The sequence below is a fragment of the Nocardioides sp. NPDC023903 genome, assembly GCF_040639295.1.
Classification (GTDB): Bacteria; Actinomycetota; Actinomycetes; order Propionibacteriales; family Nocardioidaceae; genus Nocardioides.
In genome coordinates this window covers 176,150-195,603 of record NZ_JBEZZS010000002.1, presented here as the reverse complement: position 1 = coordinate 195,603, position 19,454 = coordinate 176,150, and the positions used below count along the sequence as shown (strand labels likewise).

Sequence of the window (19,454 nt, the reverse complement as noted above, 5' to 3'; positions counted from 1 at the left end):
ACGCAACCAAAGGATCCGCGCCAAACCCCGCCGCCGACCCGATAACCAGCCAAAATTCTCGACGGAGCCCGGTGTCAAGGATCGCCGAAGGCGACCGGCGTCAGCCGGCGGCCGAAGGCCGTCCTTTACTCCGGGATTCGGCGAGAACACCATCCGTATCGGGTCGGCGGCCATCAACCACCGACGGCCACCAGCCCCGAAAAACGAGCCGCTTAGGCTGTGCCGGTGAGGATCTTGGTGACAGGCGGCGTGCGCTCGGGGAAGTCGCGGCATGCGGAGTCGCTGCTCGCGGCCGCGCCTTCGGTGGCGTACGTCGCTCCGGGACCGACGGTCGAGGAGGAGCCGGATCCTGACTGGGCTGCGCGATTGGCGTCGCATCGGGCTCGGCGGCCGGAGGGGTGGCGTACGGTCGAGTCTCAGGATCTCGCGGGGGCGCTGGCTGAAGGGTTGGCCAACGGCGACGCGGTGATGGTCGACTGTTTGGGTACCTGGCTCACGGCCGTCATGGATTCCCGCCAACTGTGGGAGGCCACCTCGGAGGAGGCGACCGCGGCGGTCTCGGCGCTCGTTGAGGACGCGGCTGCGGTGCTGGAGCAGCAGAACGGCGACGTGGTGCTGGTGACCAACGAGGTCGGGCTCGGGGTCGTGCCGGCCCATCGCTCGGGGCGACTGTTCCGCGATCTGCTCGGGCTGGTCAACCAGCGGTTGGCCGCGGCCTGCGACGAGGTGCACCTCGTCATCGCCGGACGGGTCCTGAAGCTCTAGCCGGTGCTCAAGGTGACCAGGATGGTCGCCAGTGCGGCCTCGACGGCCGCGCCGAAGACGTCGCCGGTCACTCCCCCGAACCGCCGGATCGCCCGCAGGATGATCGCGCCGACGACGGCTGCGGCAACGGCAGCGGCGAGGACTCCTCGCCACCAAGGCAGTCCAGCCCAGGCGCAGGCGCCCGCGAGGACGGCCGCGATGACGGCCCAGACGAGGACAGTGACGAAGGGGGACAGGGTCTGGGTGAACGTACGCCCTAACCCGTCCTCGCGTGCCGGCCTGATACCGCGAGTGCAGCACAGCGCCAAGGCCGCGCGCGAGGCGCAGACGGCGACAGCTGCGAGCACCGAGGTGCGTACGACCTCCCCTTCCAGCAGCGAGGCGAGCGCCGCCACCTGGATACCGAGGATGAGGACGATCGCGGTGACACCGGCCGGGCCGGAGGTGCCGGACTTCATGACCGCCAGGGAGCGCTCACGATCGTAGGAGGCCGCCATGCCGTCGACCGTGTCGGCCAGACCGTCGATATGGAGCGCCCGGTTGCCGACCACCACGACGCCGATGGCGAGCAGGGCGGTGACCAGGTGCGGTAGCCCGAGCAACTGCCCCAGGAGTGCGATAGCGGCAGCCCCCAGTGCGAGCGGCAACGCAGCCAACGGCGCGGCCGCCATCGCCACCGCGGCGCGACGGCGATCGACGTGCTCGGGAGGAGGCACGGGCATCGCGGTCAGCGTGCCGACCGCGAGACGCCAGGCGTCCCGCATGAGCATCAGGCAGGGTCTCCTGGAGCGAGCTCGGAGAGCAGGGCGACGTCGCGGAGGAGCGCGACGGCGCTGCGTACGATCGGCACGGCGGCGACTGCGCCGGAGCCTTCGCCGAGGCGCAGGTCGAGGTCGAGCAGCGGCTCGAGGCCGAGCTTCTCCAGCGCCATCGACTGGGCGGGCTCGGTGGAGCGGTGGCCGGCGGCGTACCACGTCGCGGCGCCGGGCTCGATCCGGTCGGCGGTGAGGGCACAGGCGACGCTCATCAGGCCGTCGAGAAGGACCGGGGTGCCGCTGCGAGCGGCTTCGAGGAGGTAGCCGGTCGTCGCGGCCAGGTCGGCGCTGCCGAGCGCGGCGAGGGTCTCGATCGGGTCGCCGGCACGCTCGCCGGCACGGTCGAGGGCCGCGGTGATGACATCGGTCTTGGTACGCAGCGCGTCGTCACCAATGCCGGTGCCACGACCGGTGACCTCGCTCGCGGGCAGCCCGAGCCCCGCGGCCACCATCGCGGCCGCGGGCGTGGTGTTGCCGATGCCCATGTCGCCGCTGATCAGCAGCTGCGCACCGGCGGCGATCTCCTCGCGGGCCACCGCGGCACCTGCCTCCAGCGCGGCCCGGGTCTCCTCGGCGCTCAGCGCATCCTCGAGGTGGATCGCACCGCTCCCCCGCCGGATCTTTTGCTGGGTCAGCGCCTCCCGAGTAACCTCGTCGAGGTCTGGGAACTCCTCGTCGACGCCGAGGTCGAGCACCCGGACCTGGACGCCGTGCGCCTTCGCGAGCGCGCTGACCCCGGCCCGGCCGCCCAGGAACGTACGCACCATCGCGCCCGTGATCGCCGGCGGGAACGCCGAGACCCCATGCTGCGCGACGCCGTGGTCACCGGCGAAGATCACCAGTCGTACGTTCTCGATCGGCCGCGGCGGCACCTCGCCCTGGCACGCGGCCACCCAGACCCCCAGCTCTCCCAGGCGGCCCAGGGCACCCGGCGGCGTGGCCAGGGCTCCCAGCCGCTCGGCGGCAGCGAGGCGTACGTCTTCGTTCGGGGTCTGGATCGTCACCCGCGCAAGGTACCCCACGCGGTCGCCGTCCGATCCCGCTGGTTGAGCCGCGAGCGCCAGCGAGCGTGTCGAAACCAACACGGTTCCGGCGGCGCTCGAGTCGACTGTGGTGGTCTCGACACGTCTCCGCCTAGCGGCTCCGACGGCTCGACCAGCGGGCGGCTATGGAAGGGCGCGGGAGACGCCCTGGGCGGCGACCTTGAGCGCAGAGACGAGGCGGAGGCGGTTGCGGCGGAGGTCGGAGACGACGATGCCGAGGGAGCCGACGACGCCGGAGCCGGTGGTGATCGGGACCGCGACCGAGCAGGCGCCGAGGGTCATCTCCTCGGCGGTGGTCGCATAGCCCTCGGTGATCACCCGGTCTAGCTGGCGCCGCAGCAGGCCGGGGGTGGTGATGGTGTGGCGGGTAAACGGTCTGAGCGGGCCGGCCAGCACCCGGTTGCGTACGTCCTCGGGCGCATGGGCCAGGAGCACCTTGCCGACGCCGGTGGAGTACATCGGCAGGCGCGAGCCGACCGAGGAGACGATGGGTACGTTGCGGGTGCCACGGAGCGTCTCGAGGTAGAGCACGTGGTCGTCCTCGCGTACGGCCAGGTGGACTGTCTCCAGCGTCGCGCCGTAGAGGTCGTGGAGGAACGGGGACGCGACCGAGCGCAGGTCCGTGGCGACCGGGGCGAGCAGGCCGGCGTCCCAGAGCCGGCGGCCGACGGCGTACGTCCCTTCCTCGTCCCGCACCAACGCACCCCACTCGACCAGCTCGGCGACCAGCCGGTGGGCGGTCGGGAGGGAGAGGTCCGCGCGGGCGGCGAGCTCGCTCAGCGTCAGCCGGCGATGACCGGCGTCGAAGGCGCCGATGAGCCCGAGCACGCGGGAGGCGACCGTACGGCCTCCGCTGCCTCCTGCCATCTCGTCCACCTCTTTCGCTCAGCGGAAGTCCGTGCTTTCATCGTACGCCTCCGAGACCTAGCGTTCGGACCGTGACAGCGCCCACCAAGAAGCCAGTCGAGACCCAGGCGGACCTCTCGGCCGAGATCGCCCAGCTCGAGAAGCTCAGCATTGAGGCCGACTCCGCGGGTCAGAACGTACGTCAGCCCCTGCTGAACTACCCGCCCTACCGGTCCAGCATCCTGCGCCACCCCACCAAGGACCCGCGCCATGCTGACCCCGAGACCATCGAGCTGTGGGCCCCGTGCTTCGGGAACTCCGACGTGGACCCGCTCGAGGCGGACCTGACCATCGGCGGCAGCAACGAGCCGATCGGCGAGCGGATCACCGTCAGCGGCCGCGTGACCGATGGCGACGGGCGCCCCGTACGCAACCAGCTCGTCGAGATCTGGCAGGCCAACTCCGCGGGCCGCTACATCCACAAGCGCGAGCAGCACCCGGCGCCGCTCGACCCCAACTTCACCGGCGTCGGCCGCTGCATCACCGACGCCGAGGGGCGCTACCGGTTCCAGACGATCAAGCCCGGCCCCTACCCGTGGGGCAACCACATCAACGCCTGGCGGCCGGCGCACATCCACTTCTCGCTCTTCGGCCGCGCGTTCACGCAGCGGCTGATCACGCAGATGTACTTCCCCAGCGACCCGCTCTTCGCGCTCGACCCGATTTACCAGTCGATCACGGACCAGAAGGCTCGTGACGCCCTGGTGGCGACGTACGACCACGACCTCTCCACCCCCGAATACTCGATGGGCTACAACTGGGACATCGTCCTGACCGGCCCGAGCCGCACCTGGACCGAGCCCGAGGAGGGCGACCTGTGAGCACCCCACTTCCCACTCCAGGCCAGACGATCGGCCCCTTCTTCGGCTATGCGCTCCCCTACGAGGGCGACGCCGACCTGGTCCCGCCGGGCAGCCCCGGCTCGATCCGGCTGCACGGCCGGGTCTACGACGGCGCCGGGAACCCGATCCCCGACGCGCTCCTCGAGATCTGGCAGACCGATGCCGAGGGCAACGTCCCGCAGGCCGAAGGGTCCCTGCACCGCGACGGCTGGACCTTCACCGGCTGGGGCCGCGCCGACACCGACCTGAACGGGCACTACACGTTCTCGACGGTGCTCCCGGGTGCGTCCGCGGAGGGCTCGGCGCCGTTCCTCGCTCTCACCGTCTTCGCCCGTGGTCTGCTCGACAAGCTGCACACCCGGATCTACCTGCCCGAGCACCCGGCCAACGCCGGCGACCCCCTGCTGGTGTCGCTGTCCGAGGACGAGCGTGCGACGCTGGTGGCAACTGCGGACGCAACCGGGTTGCGATTCGACATCCACCTGCAGGGCGACCGCGAGACCACCTTTCTCACCTACGACTGAGGAGTCGAATGTCGCTGCTGTGGCCAGGCGAGGAGCGCGCCGGGGATCTCTTCTCCGAGGCCGCCTACCTCGCCGCGATGGTGCGGGTCGAGGAGGCCTGGCTGGCCGCGACCGCCTCCTCTGGGATCGCCCCGGAGGAAGCAGGTACGCCGCTGGCCACTCTGGTCTCCGCGGACGACGTCCCGGCGCTCGCCGAAGGTGCGGAGGCCGGAGGCAACCCGGTCATCGGACTCGTGAACCTGCTGCGTGGCCGGCTCGACGGTGAGGCCGCCCGGTGGCTCCACAAGGGCCTGACCAGCCAGGACGTCGTCGACACCGCGCTCGTGCTCTGCCTCGCCGATGTGCTCGACCGGGTCGAGGACGAGCTCGCCGCGCAGGCCGCTTCGCTGGTCGGTCTCGCCCGGGACCACCGCGCCACGGTGATGTCCGGCCGCACCCTGACCCAGCACGCGGTGCCGATCACCTTCGGGCTCAAGGCCGCGACCTGGCTCTCCGGCCTGAGCGATGCCGCCGAGGCCCTCCGCCGGACGCGTACGTCGCTGCCCGCCCAGATCGGTGGCGCGGCCGGCACCCTGGCGGCGGTCGTCGGCCTGGCCCGGCTCCGCGGTCTCGGCGATCCCGTCGCCGCCGCCCAAGAGGCGGCCACGACCACCGCGACCACGCTCGGACTGACCCCGCGAACCCCTTGGCACACCAACCGCGCCCCGCTGAACGCGGCCGCCGACGCGCTGGTCACCGCGGCCGACACCTGGGGCCGGATCGCCGCCGACATCACCCTGCTGACCCGCCCCGAGATCGGCGAGCTCGCCGAGCCGGCCGGTGAGGGGCGCGGCGGTTCCTCGACCATGCCGCACAAGTCCAACCCGGTGCTCTCGGTCCTCGTCCGCCGCCACGCACTGGCCGCTCCCCCGCTGGCCGCGACGCTCCACACCGCCGCGGCGACCTACCTCGACGAGCGTCCCGACGGCGCCTGGCACGTCGAGTGGGAGACCCTGCAGACCCTCGCCCGCCGCAGCGTCGTCGCCGCCTCGCAGACCACCGAGCTTCTCGCCGGGCTCCGCGTCGACGCGGCCCGGATGCGCGCCACCGCCGAAGCCGCCGGAGCGGACCTGCTGGCCGAGCAGCGGTCGCTGACCGGGTTCGTCGGTGGCGAGATCCTTGCCAGGACCAAGGCCGCCGCAGGGCTCGACGACTATCTTGGCGCCGCCGACGCCCTCATCGACACCACGCTCGCCCGCGCCCACGAAATCTGGAAGGACCTTTCATGACGCCGAGGATCACCCCTGTCGAGCTGGCCGGAGACCCGAGCAAGCCGCTCCTGGTCGTCGGCCCGTCCCTCGGCACCTCGGTGACCGCGCTCTGGGCCGCCACCGCCGAGTTGCTCGCGGAGAGCTTCCACGTCATCGGCTGGGAGCTCCCGGGCCACGGCCACGGCGCCCCCACCACCGACGCGTTCTCCATGGCCGACCTCGCCGCGGGCGTGCTCGCCTGCGTCGACCGGGTCCTCACCGACCGCGGCGAGCGTCACGGCACCTTCGCCTACGCCGGTGACTCGGTCGGCGGGGCCGTCGGCCTCCAGCTCCTGCTCGACGCACCCACCCGGGTGAGCGCCGCGGTGCTCACCAACACCGGCGCCAAGATCGGCGAGCCCGAGGGCTGGAACGACCGCGCGAAGACCGTACGCGCCGCCGGCACCGCCTCACAGATCGCCGGCTCGACTCAGCGCTGGTTCGCCCCCGGCTTCCTCGAGCGCGAGCCCGCTCGGGGCGGCGCGCTGCTCCACTCGCTGCGCGACGCCGACGCGGAGAGCTATGCGCTGGTTTGCGAGGCGCTGGCGGCGTACGACGTCCGCGGCCGGCTCGCCGAGGTCGCCGCTCCGGTTCTGGCGGTCGCTGGTGTCGACGACGCCCCGACCCCGCCCTCCTCGCTCGAGGAGATCGCCGTCGGGGTGCGCAACGGGCGGCTCGTCGCCCTCGACGCCGTCGGTCACCTCGCTCCCGCCGAGGCGCCGCACGCCGTCTCCACCCTGATCACCTCTCACGTGACCGCGTCGGACCCGGCCTCCGCGGCCGGGATGAACGTACGCCGCCAGGTGCTCGGTGACCCCCACGTCGACCGGGCCACCGCTGCGATCACCGACGTCAACCGCGACTACCAGGACCTGATCACGCGCTATGCCTGGGGCACGATCTGGACCCGCCCCGGCCTCGCCCGCCGGGACCGCTCGATCGGCGTGCTCACCGCCTTGGTCGCCGGGCGCCACTTCGAGGAGCTCGAGTTCCACCTCCGCGCCGCGCTCACCAACGGGCTGACCCGCGAGGAGATCATCGAGGTGCTCCTGCAGACCTCGATCTACGTCGGCGTACCCGCCGCGAACACCGCCTTCGCCGTCGCCAACCGGGTCTTGAACGACGGAGCCTGAACGATTGACCGGCCCCGCTGGTTGGATTGGTCCCATGAAGCCGCATTCAGCGACCGTCGTCGGCGCCGGCCCCAACGGGCTGGCGGCTGCGATCGTGCTCGCTCAGCAGGGCGTGAAGGTGACGGTCCTCGAGGCCGCGGAGACCGTCGGCGGTGGCACGCGCACCGCCGAGCTGACCCTGCCCGGGCTGCGCCACGACATCTGCTCGGCAATCCATCCGCTCGGCCTGGCCTCACCGTTCCTCGGTGGCCTCGAGCTGGAGAAGTACGGCCTGACCTGGCGTTTTCCCGAGCTAGAGCTCGCCCATCCGCTCGACGAGGGCCCGGCCGCGCTCCTGCATCGCTCAGTCGATGAGACAGCCGCGGGGTTGGGCGCCGACGGACAGCGCTGGCGGCAGGTGTTCGGCCCGGTCGTACGCGGCTGGGACGCGATCTCGGACCACGTCCTCGGTCCGATGCTGCGACTCCCCCGGCATCCGTTCCGCCTGGCCGGCTTCGGGATGCGCGCCGCCCCACCGGCCGCCGCGCTCGCGCGAGCCTTCCGCGAGGAGGCGGCGAAGGGGCTCTTCGCCGGGTGCGCGGCGCACGCGTTCCAACCGCTGGACCGCCCCGGCACGGCCGCCGTGGGCACCATGCTGGTGGCCAGCGGACATCGCTACGGATGGCCGGTCGCGGAGGGCGGTTCCCACGCGATCACCCTCGCGATGGCGGAGCTGCTCGAGGAACTGGGCGGCACCGTCGTCACCGGCACCACCGTCCGCAACCTCGCCGACCTTCCGGACTCCGATGTCACCTTGTTCGACACCAGCCCCGGCGGCTTCGCCGACATCGCCGGCGCCGCCCTCCCCGAGCGGCCGCGCCGGGCGATGCGGCGCTGGCAGCACGGTCCCGCGGCGTACAAGCTCGATCTGGCGGTCCGCGGTCCGATCCCGTGGCGTGACCCGGAGGTAGGCCGCGCCGGGACCGTCCATCTCGGCGGGACGATCGCGGACGTGGCGGCCAGCGAGCGGGAGATGGCGGCGGGCCGGATGCCCGAGCGTCCCTTCGTACTGCTCGGGCAGCAGTACGTCGCGGACCCGTCCCGCTCGGTCGGAGACCTCAACCCGGTCTGGGCCTACGCACATGTCCCGCATGCCTACGAGGGCGACGCCACCGACGCGGTGCTGGCCCAGATCGAGCGCTTCGCCCCCGGCTTCCGCGACCAGATCGTGGCGACGCATGTCACCACACCGGCCGACTACGCGGCGTACAACCTCAACTACGTCGGGGGTGACATCTCCACCGGCGCCAACACTCTTCGCCAGCTCATCGTCCGCCCCACCCTCGCCGGCTACGACACCGGCATCCCCGGGATGTTCCTCTGCTCCGCCGCCACCCCGCCCGGCGCCGGCGTCCACGGCATGTGCGGCTACCACGCCGCCCATCGAGCTCTCCGCCACCTAACCGCGGAGGATCACTCCCCCGCCCGGTGATCGGCCCACCAGCCGGCCCACCTCGTGTCGAGCTGCCCGAAATCGGCGTTCTCGAGGCCGTACGTGCTGAGGATGGCCATCGACGTGCCGGCCGGGTCGGCGTCCGACGGCGCCGTGCCGGCGATCACCAGCAGGCCCTCGCCCCATGCGTCGACCGTCACGCCCAGCTGGTGCGCCGAGCGGAACCAGACCTCGCCGGCCACGTCCTCACCGGCGATCGTCGCTGTGTAGCGGCTGCCCCGGGGCTGGCCGGCGACAGCGTCGAGGCCGAGCCGGTCGATGACGGTGCCCGAGTAGGTGCCGCGATCGGCGAAGTACAACGTGCGTCGTGTCATGCCGGGGCGGCGCTCGAGCGCGAATCGAAGCTGATGCAGGAACGACGTCCAACCCTCGGTGACGTCGTCGTAGTAGGCGTCCCAGTCCGGGTTGCCGGACAACGGCGCACGAGTCAGCGTGATTTGGACGCCGTCGCCGTTCGGCTGGATGTCGAACCTGTCGCCGCCGTTGGCGACCAGGGTGCGCCGGTCGGCCTCCTCGACGACATCGGTGAAGTAGATCGAGTCGATCTCGGCCTCGATCTCATCCGCGTCCCAGCCGTGCCACTGTCGGATGGCGCCCGGGTCCCGCAGGGCCTGCCAAGCGGCCTCGGCCGAGGCCGCCGCGGTGACCTCGATCCGCGGCGTCTCGCCGCTCTGGTTGTCATTCATCGCTCTGCTCCTGTTCGGACGGGTCGGTCACCGCTGCTGGGGCGGGATGCCCACCGATGACGACGCGGTACTGCCGACCGGTCGGGCTGTCGAAGCCCTCTGCCGTGCGTCGCAGCGCTTCGGTCAGCTCCTCGGTGAATCTGTGCACGTCGGCGGCGTCGGCGAAGCGCACGGCGGCCTCGATCGTGAACGTGAGCAGGCGCTTGCCCTGCTCGTCTGCCTTGACCTGCATGCGGGCCACATCCCGCACGGTGGCTGCGGCGACCCCGACAAGGTGGTCGGCGGCGAACTGGTCCATGATCCGCCCCGCGCTCTCAGCGGACTCGGGTCCGCGGCCCATCACCGATGGGTCGACCACGAACGCACCCGGCTTCGCACGGACGATCCGCTCGACGAATCCGCGGCGCTTCCGCTCCTCGACCAGCTCCACCAACCCGGCCGACTCGAGCGCCCGCAGATGGTAGTTCACCCGCTGGCGAGGCAGCTCGAGCACGGCGGCGAGCTGGGTCGCCGACGTGGGCTCCTGCAGATGTCCGAGCAGCTGCCGACGAATAGGCGACAGCGCCGCGGCCACTCGGTCCGGCTCGTCGACGTAGATGATGCCGTTGCTCACAAGATCCAGGATGCAATTGACAAACGGATTTGTCAATTGACCGGACCGTCCCAGAAACCAGGTGCCGGCGGCGTACGGCCTGGCTAACGTCTGGCCCATGCCGCAAGCCCGTCTGCGTACCGAGCGCCTCGAGCTGGTCCCGCTCAGCGAGGAGCATCTGCCGTTTCTGGTCGAGCTCAACTCGGACCCGGTGGTGCTCCGCCATCTGTTCACCCGCGCGCTCACGCCGGAGGAGACCGAGGAGCGGATGCACAAGTGGATCCGGATGGCGAAGGAGACGGAGGCGCTGGGCAAGTGGATCGGGTTTTCGGCCGGTGAGGCCGTCGGGCTCTACATGTTCGAGCCACCCGACAACCCGCCGCGCACCGATGCCGCCGAGCTCGGCTACCGGCTCCCGCAGCGCCACTGGCGCAAGGGCTACGCGAAGGAGGGCTCGCTGGAGCTGCTCCGTCACGGGTTCGAGGAGCTCGGGATCGATCGGGTGATCGCGCAGACGATGGCGGTCAACGAGGCCTCCCGAGCAACGATGGTGTCGGTCGGGATGACCTTCGTACGCTCCTTCCACGAGGACTTCGCGGAACCGCTCGCCGGTCACGCCGATGGAGAGGTCGAGTACGAGATCACCCGCGAGACCTGGCTCGAGCGGCGCGCGGGGTAGGCTGCGAGCACGCTCGTGGCGCAGGAACCCGGTGCAAGTCCGGGGCGGTTCCGCCACTGTGACGTCCGTACAGCATCTGGGCACGGACACAGCCAGACACTGGCCGCGGGCTATCCGACCGATCGACGGGGCGAGAACCCCTAGGAGGAACTCGGCATGGCCGACTCTGCACGCGTACGCATCGCCCTTCTGTCCACCTCGGACACCGACCTGCTCTCGGCCCGTGCCAGCGGCGCCGACTACGCCTGGGCGAACCCGTCGCGAGCGACCGATCTCGAGCAGGTCGTGGCCGATGCCGACCTGGTCGTCTTCCGGCTCCTCGGCTCGCCCAACGATCTGTGGGACGGCCTGAGCGCCGTCAAGGAGCGCGGCACCCCGGTCGTCGTCCTCGGCGGCGAGCAGCAGCCGAGCGCCGAGCTGATGGAGCACTCCACCGTCCCGATGGGTGTCGCCGCCGAGGCGCACCGCTATCTCGCCGAGGGTGGGCCGGGCAACCTCGCCCAACTGCACGCGTTCCTCTCCGACACGGTCCTGCTGACCGGCTTCGGGTTCGAGCCGCCCGCGACCGTCCCCGCCTGGGGTTTCGCGGAGCGACCCGCGCCGGCCGACGCGACTCGTCCTCGCATCGGGGTGCTCTACTACCGCGCCCACGAGACCAGCGGGAACACCGCGTTCGCCCACGCGCTGGCCGATGCCATCGACGCGACCGGTGCGGCCACCGGCGTACCCGTCTTCGCGGGCTCGCTGCGCTCGGCCCCCGACGATCTCTACGAGGCGCTCGGCACCCTCGACGCACTGATCGTGACCGTGCTCGCGGCCGGCGGCTCGGTGCCCGCCTCGGCCAGCGCCGGCGGCGAGGACGAGGCCTGGGACGTGGAGCGGATGGCGGCGCTCGACATCCCGGTGCTCCAGGGACTGTGCCTGACCAGCTCGCGCGCGGAGTGGGAGGCCTCCGACGACGGCGTCACGCCGCTCGACTCGGCCAACCAGATCGCGATCCCCGAGTTCGACGGGCGGATCATCACCGCCCCGTTCTCCTTCAAGGAGCTCGACGAGCAGGGTCTCCCCCACTACGTCGCCGACCCCGAGCGCACCGCGCGGGTCGCCCGGATCGCGGTCAACCACGCGCGCCTGCGGCACACGGCCAACCCGGACAAGCGCCTCGCGCTGGTGCTCTCCGCCTACCCGACCAAGCACTCCCGGATCGGCAACGCGGTCGGCCTGGACACCCCGGTCTCCGCGATCCGGATGCTGCGCCGGCTCCGCGAGGAGGGCTATGACCTGGGGCAGGACAACGAGGTCGTACGCATCCTCGACTCCGTCGCCGCCGAGGAGGGCGACACCGCCGCCGGTGACGCGCTGATCCACGCCCTGATCGCCGCCGGCGGCCAGGACGAGGAGTGGCTGACCAACGCCCAGCTCACCGACGCCCACGTCCGCATCTCCAAGGCCGACTACGACAAGTGGACCACGGATCTCCCCGCTGACCTGCGCGAACAGATGGTCGAGACCTGGGGACCGACGCCGGGCAAGCTCTTCGTCAACGACAACAACGAGCTCGTGCTGGCCACGCTCCAGGCCGGCAACATCGTCATCCTGATCCAGCCGCCGCGCGGGTTCGGGGAGAACCCGGTCGCGATCTACCACGACCCGGACCTGCCACCGTCGCACCACTACCTCGGTGCCTACCGCTGGCTCGAGAACGGCTTCCGCGCCGACGCCGTCGTCCATCTCGGCAAGCACGGCTCGATGGAGTGGCTGCCCGGCAAGAACGCCGCGCTCTCGGCGTCCTGCGGCCCGGACGCGGCCATTGGCAACATGCCGCTGATCTACCCGTTCCTGGTCAACGACCCGGGCGAGGGTGCCCAGGCGAAGCGCCGTGCGCACGCCACGATCATCGACCACCTGGTGCCGCCGATGGCGCGTGCGGAGTCCTACGGCGACATCGCGCGGCTGGAAGGGCTGATGGAGGAGTACGACCGGATCTCCTCCATGGACCCGGCCAAGCTGCCCGCCATCCGCGGCGAGATCTGGCAGCTGATGAAGGCCGCCGAGCTCCACCGCGACCTCGGCATGGAGGAGCGGCCCGAGGACGACGACTTCGACGACTTCATGCTCCACATCGACGGCTGGCTCTGCGAGATCAAGGACGCCCAGATCCGCGACGGTCTGCACATCCTGGGTGCCGCGCCCGAGGGCGAGGCGCGGGTCAACCTGGTGCTCTCGATCCTGCGCGCCGCGCAGGTGTGGGGCGGCGTCGGCGGTGCCGTGCCCGGGCTACGGGCTGCGCTCGGTCTCAAGGAGGGCGCCGACACCCGGGCGGTCGACGAGATCGAGGCCCAGGCGAAGGATCTGGTGCAGCGCATGGACGCAGCCGGCTGGGACCCGGCGGTCGCCGAGACGCTCCACGACGACCCGGCCGTGCGGCAGGTGCTCGTCTTCGCCGCCGAGCAGGTGGTGCCGCGGTTGAACGGGACGACCGACGAGCTGTCCGCCGTCCTGCACGCGCTGGACGGTGGCTTCGTCCCCGCGGGGCCGTCGGGCTCGCCGCTGCGAGGGCTCGTCAACGTACTCCCGACCGGGCGCAACTTCTACACCGTCGACCCGCGCGCGGTGCCGTCGCGGCTGGCGTGGCAGACCGGGCAGGCGATGGCTGACTCGCTGCTGCAGCGCTACCTGGACGAGACGGGCGACTACCCCACAAGCGTCGGGCTGTCCGTGTGGGGCACCTCCGCGATGCGTACGTCCGGCGACGATGTCGCCGAGGTGCTCGCGCTGCTCGGGGTGCGCCCCGAGTGGGACGAGGCCTCCCGCCGGATCACGCACCTCGACGTCATCCCGCTCGCCGAGCTCGGCAGGCCCCGGATCGACGTGACCGTACGCATCTCCGGGTTCTTCCGCGACGCGTTCCCGCACGTCGTCTCGATGCTCGACGACGCGGTCCGGATGGTGGCCGACCTCGACGAGCCGGCCGAGGACAACTTCGTCCGCGCGCACACCCTCGAGGACCTCGCCGATCACGGCGACCAGCGCCGCGCGACGTCCCGGATCTTCGGCTCCAAGCCCGGTTCGTACGGCGCCGGGATCCTGCAGGTCATCGAGGCCGGCAACTGGCGCTCCGACCAGGACCTCGCCGACGTCTATGCGGCGTGGGGCGGCTTCGCCTACGGCCGCGACCTCGACGGCGCCCCGGCGGCCGACGACATGCGCGCCAACTACCGCCGGATCAAGGTCGCCGCCAAGAACGTCGACTCCGCCGAGCACGACATCGCCGACTCCGACGACTACTTCCAGTACCACGGCGGCATGGTCGCGACCGTCCGCGCGCTGACCGGCAGCGAGCCGAAGGCGTACGTCGGCGACTCCACCTCCCCCGACGCCATCAAGACCCGCACGCTGCAGGAGGAGACCAACCGCGTCTTCCGGGCCCGGGTGGTCAACCCGCGCTGGATCTCGGCGATGCAGCGCCACGGCTACAAGGGCGCGTTCGAGCTGGCCGCGACCGTCGACTACCTCTTCGGCTTCGACGCGACCGCCGGTGTGGTGCAGGACTGGATGTACGAGAAGCTCGCCCGCGAGTACGTCCTGGACGAGACCAACCAGGAGTTCATGCGATCCTCGAACCCGTGGGCGCTGCGCGGCATCGTCGAGCGGCTGCACGAGGCGGCCGAGCGCGGCCTGTGGGAGGAGCCCGACCCCGAGCTCGTCGCGCAGATGCAGGAGATCTACCTCGACATCGAAGGTGACCTGGAGGAAGAGTGACGCGTCAGATCAAGATCATCGGCGTCGGCCCCGGTGACCCCGACCAGGTCACCCTCGAGGCCGTGGCCGCGATGCGGTCGGTCGACTTCTTCCTGGTCACCGACAAGTCGGGCACGGTCAAGCAGGGCATGCCCGACCCGCTGGTGCGGGCCCGCGAGGAACTGCTCGACCGCCATCTCGATCAGCCCGCCCGGGTGGTCAAGGTCGCCGACGCGCCCCGTGAGCGGCGTGAGGAGTTCACCGGGACCGACGCGGAGTACCGGGCGGCGGTTGCCGCCTGGCACCGGGCCCGGGTCGAGCGGTATCTCGCCGTGCTGGCCGAGCACCCCGGCGACGTCGGCTTCCTGGTCTGGGGCGACCCTGCCTTCTACGACTCCACGATTCGGGTCGTCGACCAGATCGCCGAGCAGCTCGACGTCGAGGTCGACGTCATCCCCGGGATCTCCTCGGTGCAGCTGCTCGCCGCCCGGCACCGGCTCGTGCTCCATGACGTCGGGCGTCCGCTCTACGTCACCACCGGCCGCGCCGTGCTCGACGCCGTCGAGGCCGGGCACGACAACCTCGTGGTGATGCTCAACCGAGTCGTCGACCTTCCCGGGCTCGAGGACTGGCGGATCTGGTGGGGCGGCAACCTCGGCACGCGTGAGGAGGAGCTCGTCGCCGGCACGGTCGGCGAGGTCGTCCCCGCGATCGAGGAGGCTCGGACCCGGCTGCGTGAGAAGTCCGGCTGGGTGATGGACATCTACCTCCTGCGAGCACCCCGCCGATGAGCGGGCTGCTGGTCGCCGGCACCACCTCGGACGCCGGCAAGTCGGTCGTGACGACCGGGCTGTGCCGGGCGTTCGCCCGTCGCGGCGTCAAGGTCGCGCCCTACAAGGCCCAGAACATGTCCAACAACTCGATGGTCTGCCAGGCGCCCGACGGGACGACCGCCGAGATCGGCCGGGCGCAGTGGGTGCAGGCGCTGGCGGCTCGAGTCACCCCAGAGCCGTCGATGAACCCGGTGCTGCTCAAGCCCGGCTCCGACCGCCGCAGCCACGTGGTCCTGATGGGGCATCCCGCGGGCGAGGTGTCCTCGCACGACTGGGAGGCGGGGCGCCGGCATCTGGCGACCGCGGCCCATGCTGCGTACGACGATCTGGCCTCGCGCTTCGAGGTCATCGTCGCTGAGGGCGCGGGGAGCCCGGCCGAGATCAACCTGCGGGCCGGGGACTACGTCAACATGGGGCTGGCGCGGCATGCCGGGCTGCCGACCGTGGTCGTCGGCGACATCGACCGGGGCGGGGTGTTCGCGGCGATGTACGGCACCCTGGCCCTCCTCGAGCCCGAGGACCAGGCTCTGATCAGCGGTTTTGTGGTCAACAAGTTCCGTGGCGACGCCGGGCTGCTCAAGCCCGGACTCGACTCGCTGGAGTCGCTCACCCAGCGCCCGGTCTTCGGGGTGCTGCCGTGGGAGCCGTCGCTGTGGCTCGACTCCGAGGACGCGCTCGACCTCGACGGACGCCGTTCGGCAGCCGGCGCCACCCGCAAGGTCGCGGTCGTACGCCTCCCCCGCATCTCCAACTTCACCGACGTCGACGCGCTCGGGCTGGAGCCGGACCTCGACGTCGTCTTCGCCTCCTCACCGGCCGACGTCGCCGATGCCGACCTGGTCGTCCTGCCCGGCACCCGGTCCACGATCAGCGACCTCGCTTGGCTGCGCTCGCGCGGCCTCGACGCAGCCCTGACCGAGCACGTACGCCGCGGCCGCCCGCTCCTCGGGATCTGCGGCGGCTTCCAGATGCTCGGCGGTGTGATCGCGGATCCCGACGGCGTCGAGGGGTCGGTCGCTGAGGTCGAGGGGCTGGGCCTGCTCGACGTACGCACCGACTTCACCCCTGCCAAGAACCTCCGCCTGCCCACCGGGTCGGCGCTCGGGGTCGAGGCGAGCGGCTACGAGATCCACCACGGCCGGATCACCCGCGGCGACGGGGTTTCGGAGTTCCTCGGCGGCGCTCGTTCGGGGCAGGTCTTCGGGACGATGTGGCACGGCAGCCTGGAGGGCGACGCGCTGCGCGGCGCGTTCCTCGCCGCGACGCTGGGCCGCGAGCCGTCCACCGTCTCCTTCCCGGCCGCCCGCGAACGCCGCCTGGACCTGATCGGCGACCTCGTCGAGGAGCACCTCGACATCGACGCGTTGCTCGACCTCGCCCTCGCTGACTCCGCTGGTCGAGCCGACGTCGTGAGGGACGAGCGACGTCGTGTCGAGACCAACACAGTCCCCTCGCGCGCAGCAAACCGTGTTGGTCTCGACACGCCTCCGCCTAGCGGCTCCGGCGGCTCGACCAGCGAGGGAGACGGCTCGACCGGTGAGGGCAGCGGCTCGGCCAGCGGGAGAGTCGAACGATGAAACTTCTGATCCTGGGCGGGACCGGGGAGGCGCGGGGCCTGGCGGCGCGGCTGCTGGACGAGGGTGTCGACGTCACCTCCTCGCTGGCCGGCCGGGTGGCACGTCCGCGACTGCCGGTTGGCGCGGTGCGGATCGGTGGGTTCGGCGGGGTCGAGGGGCTGCAGGCGGCTCTGGCGGAGTTCGATGCAGTTGTGGACGCGACCCATCCCTTCGCTCGCGGAATGTCGGCCAACGCGGCCGCGGCCTGCGAGCTGACCGGCCATCCGCTGCTCCGGCTGGAGCGGCCGGGCTGGACGCCTGACCCGTCCTGGGTCTACGCCGACAGTCACGACCAGGCCGCGGATCTCGCTGCCGGCCTCGGCGATCGACCGTTCATCACGGTCGGCCGCCAAGAGCTCGGGCGCTTCGTACCTGCACTGGGCGGGCACGCCGCGCTCGCCCGCGTGGTCGACCGGCCCGACCTCGACCTGCCTGAGCCGTGGACGCTGCTGACCAGCCGGGGGCCCTACCACCTCGAGGGCGAGCGAGAGCTGATGCGAGAGCACCGCACCGACGTCCTCATCACCAAGGACTCCGGCGGCACCTACACCAGGCCGAAGATGGACGCGGCGGCCGAGCTGGGCGTGAAGGTGGTCGTCGTCCGCCGACCCGGCGGATCTGGCGAGGTCCAGACGGTCAACGATGTCGCCGACGCGATCGCCTGGGTCAAGGGGCTCCGGTGAGCGTCCGCGTCCTCGTCGGTATGTCGGTGACCGACGTCGACCGGCGCCAGGACCTGCTCGCCTGGGCCGACGAGCTCGGCGCGAGCCTCGCGTTCCTGCAGATGGGCGGTCCGTCGCTCTCCGCCGAGCTGACCCGGATCGCCGACTCCGGCACCGGGACGATCACGCTGGCCGGGGTCAGCCTCGGCCCGCTCGCCCCCGGCCACTCCTGGCTGCGCCGGATCGCGGCCCACTGGTGGCGTGAGCGGGCCGGCCACCGCCCCGAGATCCAGGTCGCGACCCGTCTGGCGACCACGCGCGACGAGCTCGCCGACGCGTTCGTCGAGACCCGACCGGTCACCGGCACCGAGCCCGGGCTGACCTCGCCCGCCTGGGAGCGAGTCCCCGAACACGTACGCCAGGTCCTGATCTGCCGCGGCCCGCGCTGCACCGCGAAGGGCTCGGAGGAGACCGCCAGGGCCGTGATCCTGGGCGCGATGGAGGCAGGTCTCGGGGACGACGACCTGTTGATCACCCACACCGGGTGCCAGTTCCCGTGCAACCAGGCGCCGGTGCTCAGCGTCCAGCCCGACGATGTCTGGTACGGCAACGTGGAAGCGGCCGCCGCCCGGGTGATCGTGCGTGATCACCTGGCCGGCGGCCGCCCCGTGGAGGCCTACCGCCTCCCCCGCTGCTGAACCTTCTCGTGGGCCGGTCACAGGCTCGCGGCAAGGGCCTTTCGCTCCGCGACGGCGCGCTCCGCCGCGTGCAGCCTGATCACCAGGCCGGTCAGCGCCACTCCGATCACGCCCCACATGGTGGCGAGCGTGATCAGCGAGGCCCGGCGGAAGAACCACAGCGTGTCGGCAGGGAAGTCCCCGACCTCGTTGACCGTCGTGAACAGCTCTCCGGCGACGACCATCACGACCAGGTAGGCCGCGATCGCGCCGACCACGGCGAGATAGGTGCCGAACCGCCCGCGCAGCCGCACGCCGGCGTACGTCACGACCACGGCCGCCACGACCGAGAGGGCCTGGAAGGCGAAGTAGACCGCGGTGCGGACGCCGATGGTGTCGCCGCTGCCGACCGCCGGTGGGGTCGCTGGGTACTTGAGGAAGGGCACCAGCGTGACCGCGACGAACCCGATCAGGGTGACGAGCGCCGTCGACTGTCCCGGCGTGAGCCGCCCGATCCGCCCGAGAGCGAATGCGGCGACCAGCCCGAGGATGCCCCCGAGCGCGACGCCGACAGCCAGGGTGCCGGTGAGCAGGCCCCAGGTGCTCTGGTTGGTGCGGGAGACCTCGGCGGCCTCCTCACCACCCTCGCCGCCTTCGGCGGCATGCGAGTGCGCATGCCCGTCGGCACCGGCCGACTCTTCCAGCGCGATGGCAGCACCGACCTGCGGCTCACCGACGGCGTACGCCACCAGGAAGGTGACGACGCCGGCGAGGAGTCCAGCTAGCAGGCCGCGTACGAGAAATGCACGCGGGCTCATCAGTGGCAGGGGTAGCCGAGCAGGTGACGACCGTCGTGGACCCACTCGTGGATCAGGGTGCCGGACGGGATCGAGACGGCGCCCTGGTCGGCGCTGATGAAGAAGAGCACCAGGAGACCGAGCAGACCGAAGAAGAGCGCCCAGGGGGCCAGCTCACGAAGCGGGATGGTGGGCAGATCGGCGCCGGCGACGGGCGCCACAGCGTGCTGCGACATATGTCCTCCTCAGGGATACCTGCGTCCCTGTTCGTTGGGGTTGGACGGACACTCGGGTCTGACTCCACCGCCGCGAGGCGGTGTCACAGTAGCGCGACTGTGCCGGAGTTACACCGGCTTCCTCAT

Annotated in this window: 19 protein-coding genes and 2 riboswitches; of the genes, 12 read left to right on the top strand and 7 right to left on the bottom strand. The window is 71.5% G+C overall.

The window, feature by feature from the left end:
• Positions 1 to 225: 225 nt before the first annotated feature.
• On the top strand, positions 226 to 765 hold the full coding sequence (gene cobU, locus AB0F44_RS04415; RefSeq protein WP_357353050.1) for a bifunctional adenosylcobinamide kinase/adenosylcobinamide-phosphate guanylyltransferase: 540 nt from the start codon (positions 226 to 228) through the stop codon (positions 763 to 765).
• Here cobU and cobS read toward each other — a convergent pair.
• From cobS to AB0F44_RS04400, 3 genes are all read right to left on the bottom strand, one after another.
• Positions 762 to 1,535, bottom strand: coding sequence for an adenosylcobinamide-GDP ribazoletransferase (gene cobS / locus AB0F44_RS04410; RefSeq protein WP_357353048.1), 774 nt, complete (start codon positions 1,533 to 1,535; stop codon positions 762 to 764). The two genes, cobU and cobS, sit on opposite strands and share 4 nt — an antisense overlap.
• Positions 1,535 to 2,584: a nicotinate-nucleotide--dimethylbenzimidazole phosphoribosyltransferase gene (cobT, locus tag AB0F44_RS04405; RefSeq protein WP_357353046.1), complete on the bottom strand. Its 1,050-nt coding sequence runs from the start codon at positions 2,582 to 2,584 to the stop codon at positions 1,535 to 1,537. Before cobT ends, cobS begins: the two co-directional genes overlap by 1 nt.
• Positions 2,585 to 2,746: 162 nt before the next feature.
• Positions 2,747 to 3,490, bottom strand: a complete 744-nt coding sequence (locus AB0F44_RS04400) for an IclR family transcriptional regulator (RefSeq protein WP_357353044.1) — start codon at positions 3,488 to 3,490, stop codon at positions 2,747 to 2,749.
• Between the two features lie 71 nt (positions 3,491 to 3,561).
• Here AB0F44_RS04400 and pcaH point away from each other — a divergent pair, with 71 nt between their 5' ends.
• Genes pcaH through AB0F44_RS04375 form a run of 5 tightly spaced genes read left to right on the top strand, consistent with a single transcriptional unit; the run spans position 3,562 to position 8,788 of the window.
• Complete coding sequence (gene pcaH, locus AB0F44_RS04395; protein ID WP_357353042.1) at positions 3,562 to 4,350, top strand: protocatechuate 3,4-dioxygenase subunit beta; 789 nt, start codon at positions 3,562 to 3,564, stop codon at positions 4,348 to 4,350.
• Positions 4,347 to 4,895: a protocatechuate 3,4-dioxygenase subunit alpha gene (gene pcaG, locus AB0F44_RS04390; RefSeq protein WP_357353040.1), complete on the top strand. Its 549-nt coding sequence runs from the start codon at positions 4,347 to 4,349 to the stop codon at positions 4,893 to 4,895. Before pcaH ends, pcaG begins: the two co-directional genes overlap by 4 nt.
• Positions 4,896 to 4,903: 8 nt before the next feature.
• Positions 4,904 to 6,163, top strand: a complete 1,260-nt coding sequence (locus AB0F44_RS04385; RefSeq protein ID WP_357353038.1) for a lyase family protein — start codon at positions 4,904 to 4,906, stop codon at positions 6,161 to 6,163.
• Complete coding sequence (locus AB0F44_RS04380) at positions 6,160 to 7,317, top strand: alpha/beta fold hydrolase (RefSeq protein ID WP_357353036.1); 1,158 nt, start codon at positions 6,160 to 6,162, stop codon at positions 7,315 to 7,317. Before AB0F44_RS04385 ends, AB0F44_RS04380 begins: the two co-directional genes overlap by 4 nt.
• Before the next feature lie 34 nt (positions 7,318 to 7,351).
• Complete coding sequence (locus AB0F44_RS04375) at positions 7,352 to 8,788, top strand: NAD(P)/FAD-dependent oxidoreductase (RefSeq protein ID WP_357353034.1); 1,437 nt, start codon at positions 7,352 to 7,354, stop codon at positions 8,786 to 8,788.
• Here the strand turns inward: AB0F44_RS04375 and AB0F44_RS04370 are convergent.
• Both AB0F44_RS04370 and AB0F44_RS04365 read right to left on the bottom strand, forming a co-directional pair.
• Complete coding sequence (locus AB0F44_RS04370) at positions 8,770 to 9,495, bottom strand: hypothetical protein (RefSeq protein ID WP_357353032.1); 726 nt, start codon at positions 9,493 to 9,495, stop codon at positions 8,770 to 8,772. The two genes, AB0F44_RS04375 and AB0F44_RS04370, sit on opposite strands and share 19 nt — an antisense overlap.
• Entirely contained in the window at positions 9,488 to 10,108 is a 621-nt protein-coding gene (locus AB0F44_RS04365) for a helix-turn-helix domain-containing protein (protein WP_357353030.1), read from the bottom strand. Before AB0F44_RS04365 ends, AB0F44_RS04370 begins: the two co-directional genes overlap by 8 nt.
• Positions 10,109 to 10,205: 97 nt before the next feature.
• On the opposite strand from AB0F44_RS04365, the gene AB0F44_RS04360 reads away from it, so the two are divergent.
• The 6 genes from AB0F44_RS04360 to AB0F44_RS04335 all read left to right on the top strand — a co-directional run bounded on the left by AB0F44_RS04360 (position 10,206) and on the right by AB0F44_RS04335 (position 18,316).
• Positions 10,206 to 10,766, top strand: a complete 561-nt coding sequence (locus tag AB0F44_RS04360) for a GNAT family N-acetyltransferase (RefSeq protein WP_357353028.1) — start codon at positions 10,206 to 10,208, stop codon at positions 10,764 to 10,766.
• Positions 10,744 to 10,889: riboswitch (cobalamin riboswitch) on the top strand. It overlaps the preceding gene by 23 nt.
• A gap of 33 nt (positions 10,890 to 10,922) precedes the next feature.
• The gene (gene cobN / locus AB0F44_RS04355; protein WP_357353026.1) at positions 10,923 to 14,528 is read left to right on the top strand and encodes a cobaltochelatase subunit CobN; all 3,606 of its coding nucleotides are present in this window, start codon (positions 10,923 to 10,925) and stop codon (positions 14,526 to 14,528) included.
• On the top strand, positions 14,525 to 15,298 hold the full coding sequence (gene cobF, locus AB0F44_RS04350; RefSeq protein WP_357353024.1) for a precorrin-6A synthase (deacetylating): 774 nt from the start codon (positions 14,525 to 14,527) through the stop codon (positions 15,296 to 15,298). The genes cobN and cobF overlap by 4 nt, the downstream gene beginning before the upstream one ends.
• Positions 15,295 to 16,917: a cobyric acid synthase gene (locus AB0F44_RS04345; RefSeq protein ID WP_357353022.1), complete on the top strand. Its 1,623-nt coding sequence runs from the start codon at positions 15,295 to 15,297 to the stop codon at positions 16,915 to 16,917. The genes cobF and AB0F44_RS04345 overlap by 4 nt, the downstream gene beginning before the upstream one ends.
• Positions 16,914 to 17,639 carry a cobalt-precorrin-6A reductase gene (locus AB0F44_RS04340; RefSeq protein ID WP_357353020.1) on the top strand — a complete coding sequence of 242 codons (726 nt, stop codon included), beginning with the start codon at positions 16,914 to 16,916 and terminating at the stop codon, positions 17,637 to 17,639. The genes AB0F44_RS04345 and AB0F44_RS04340 overlap by 4 nt, the downstream gene beginning before the upstream one ends.
• The gene (locus AB0F44_RS04335) at positions 17,636 to 18,316 is read left to right on the top strand and encodes a (2Fe-2S) ferredoxin domain-containing protein (RefSeq protein ID WP_357353018.1); all 681 of its coding nucleotides are present in this window, start codon (positions 17,636 to 17,638) and stop codon (positions 18,314 to 18,316) included. The genes AB0F44_RS04340 and AB0F44_RS04335 overlap by 4 nt, the downstream gene beginning before the upstream one ends.
• Before the next feature lie 17 nt (positions 18,317 to 18,333).
• Here the strand turns inward: AB0F44_RS04335 and AB0F44_RS04330 are convergent, their stop codons facing one another.
• Positions 18,334 to 19,113, bottom strand: coding sequence for a CbtA family protein (locus AB0F44_RS04330; protein WP_357353016.1), 780 nt, complete (start codon positions 19,111 to 19,113; stop codon positions 18,334 to 18,336).
• Positions 19,113 to 19,328 (bottom strand): CbtB-domain containing protein, encoded by a 216-nt coding sequence (locus AB0F44_RS04325; RefSeq protein WP_160028078.1) that lies wholly within the window; start codon positions 19,326 to 19,328, stop codon positions 19,113 to 19,115. Before AB0F44_RS04325 ends, AB0F44_RS04330 begins: the two co-directional genes overlap by 1 nt.
• Before the next feature lie 56 nt (positions 19,329 to 19,384).
• Positions 19,385 to 19,450, bottom strand: a riboswitch (cobalamin riboswitch).
• Positions 19,451 to 19,454: the final 4 nt, after the last annotated feature.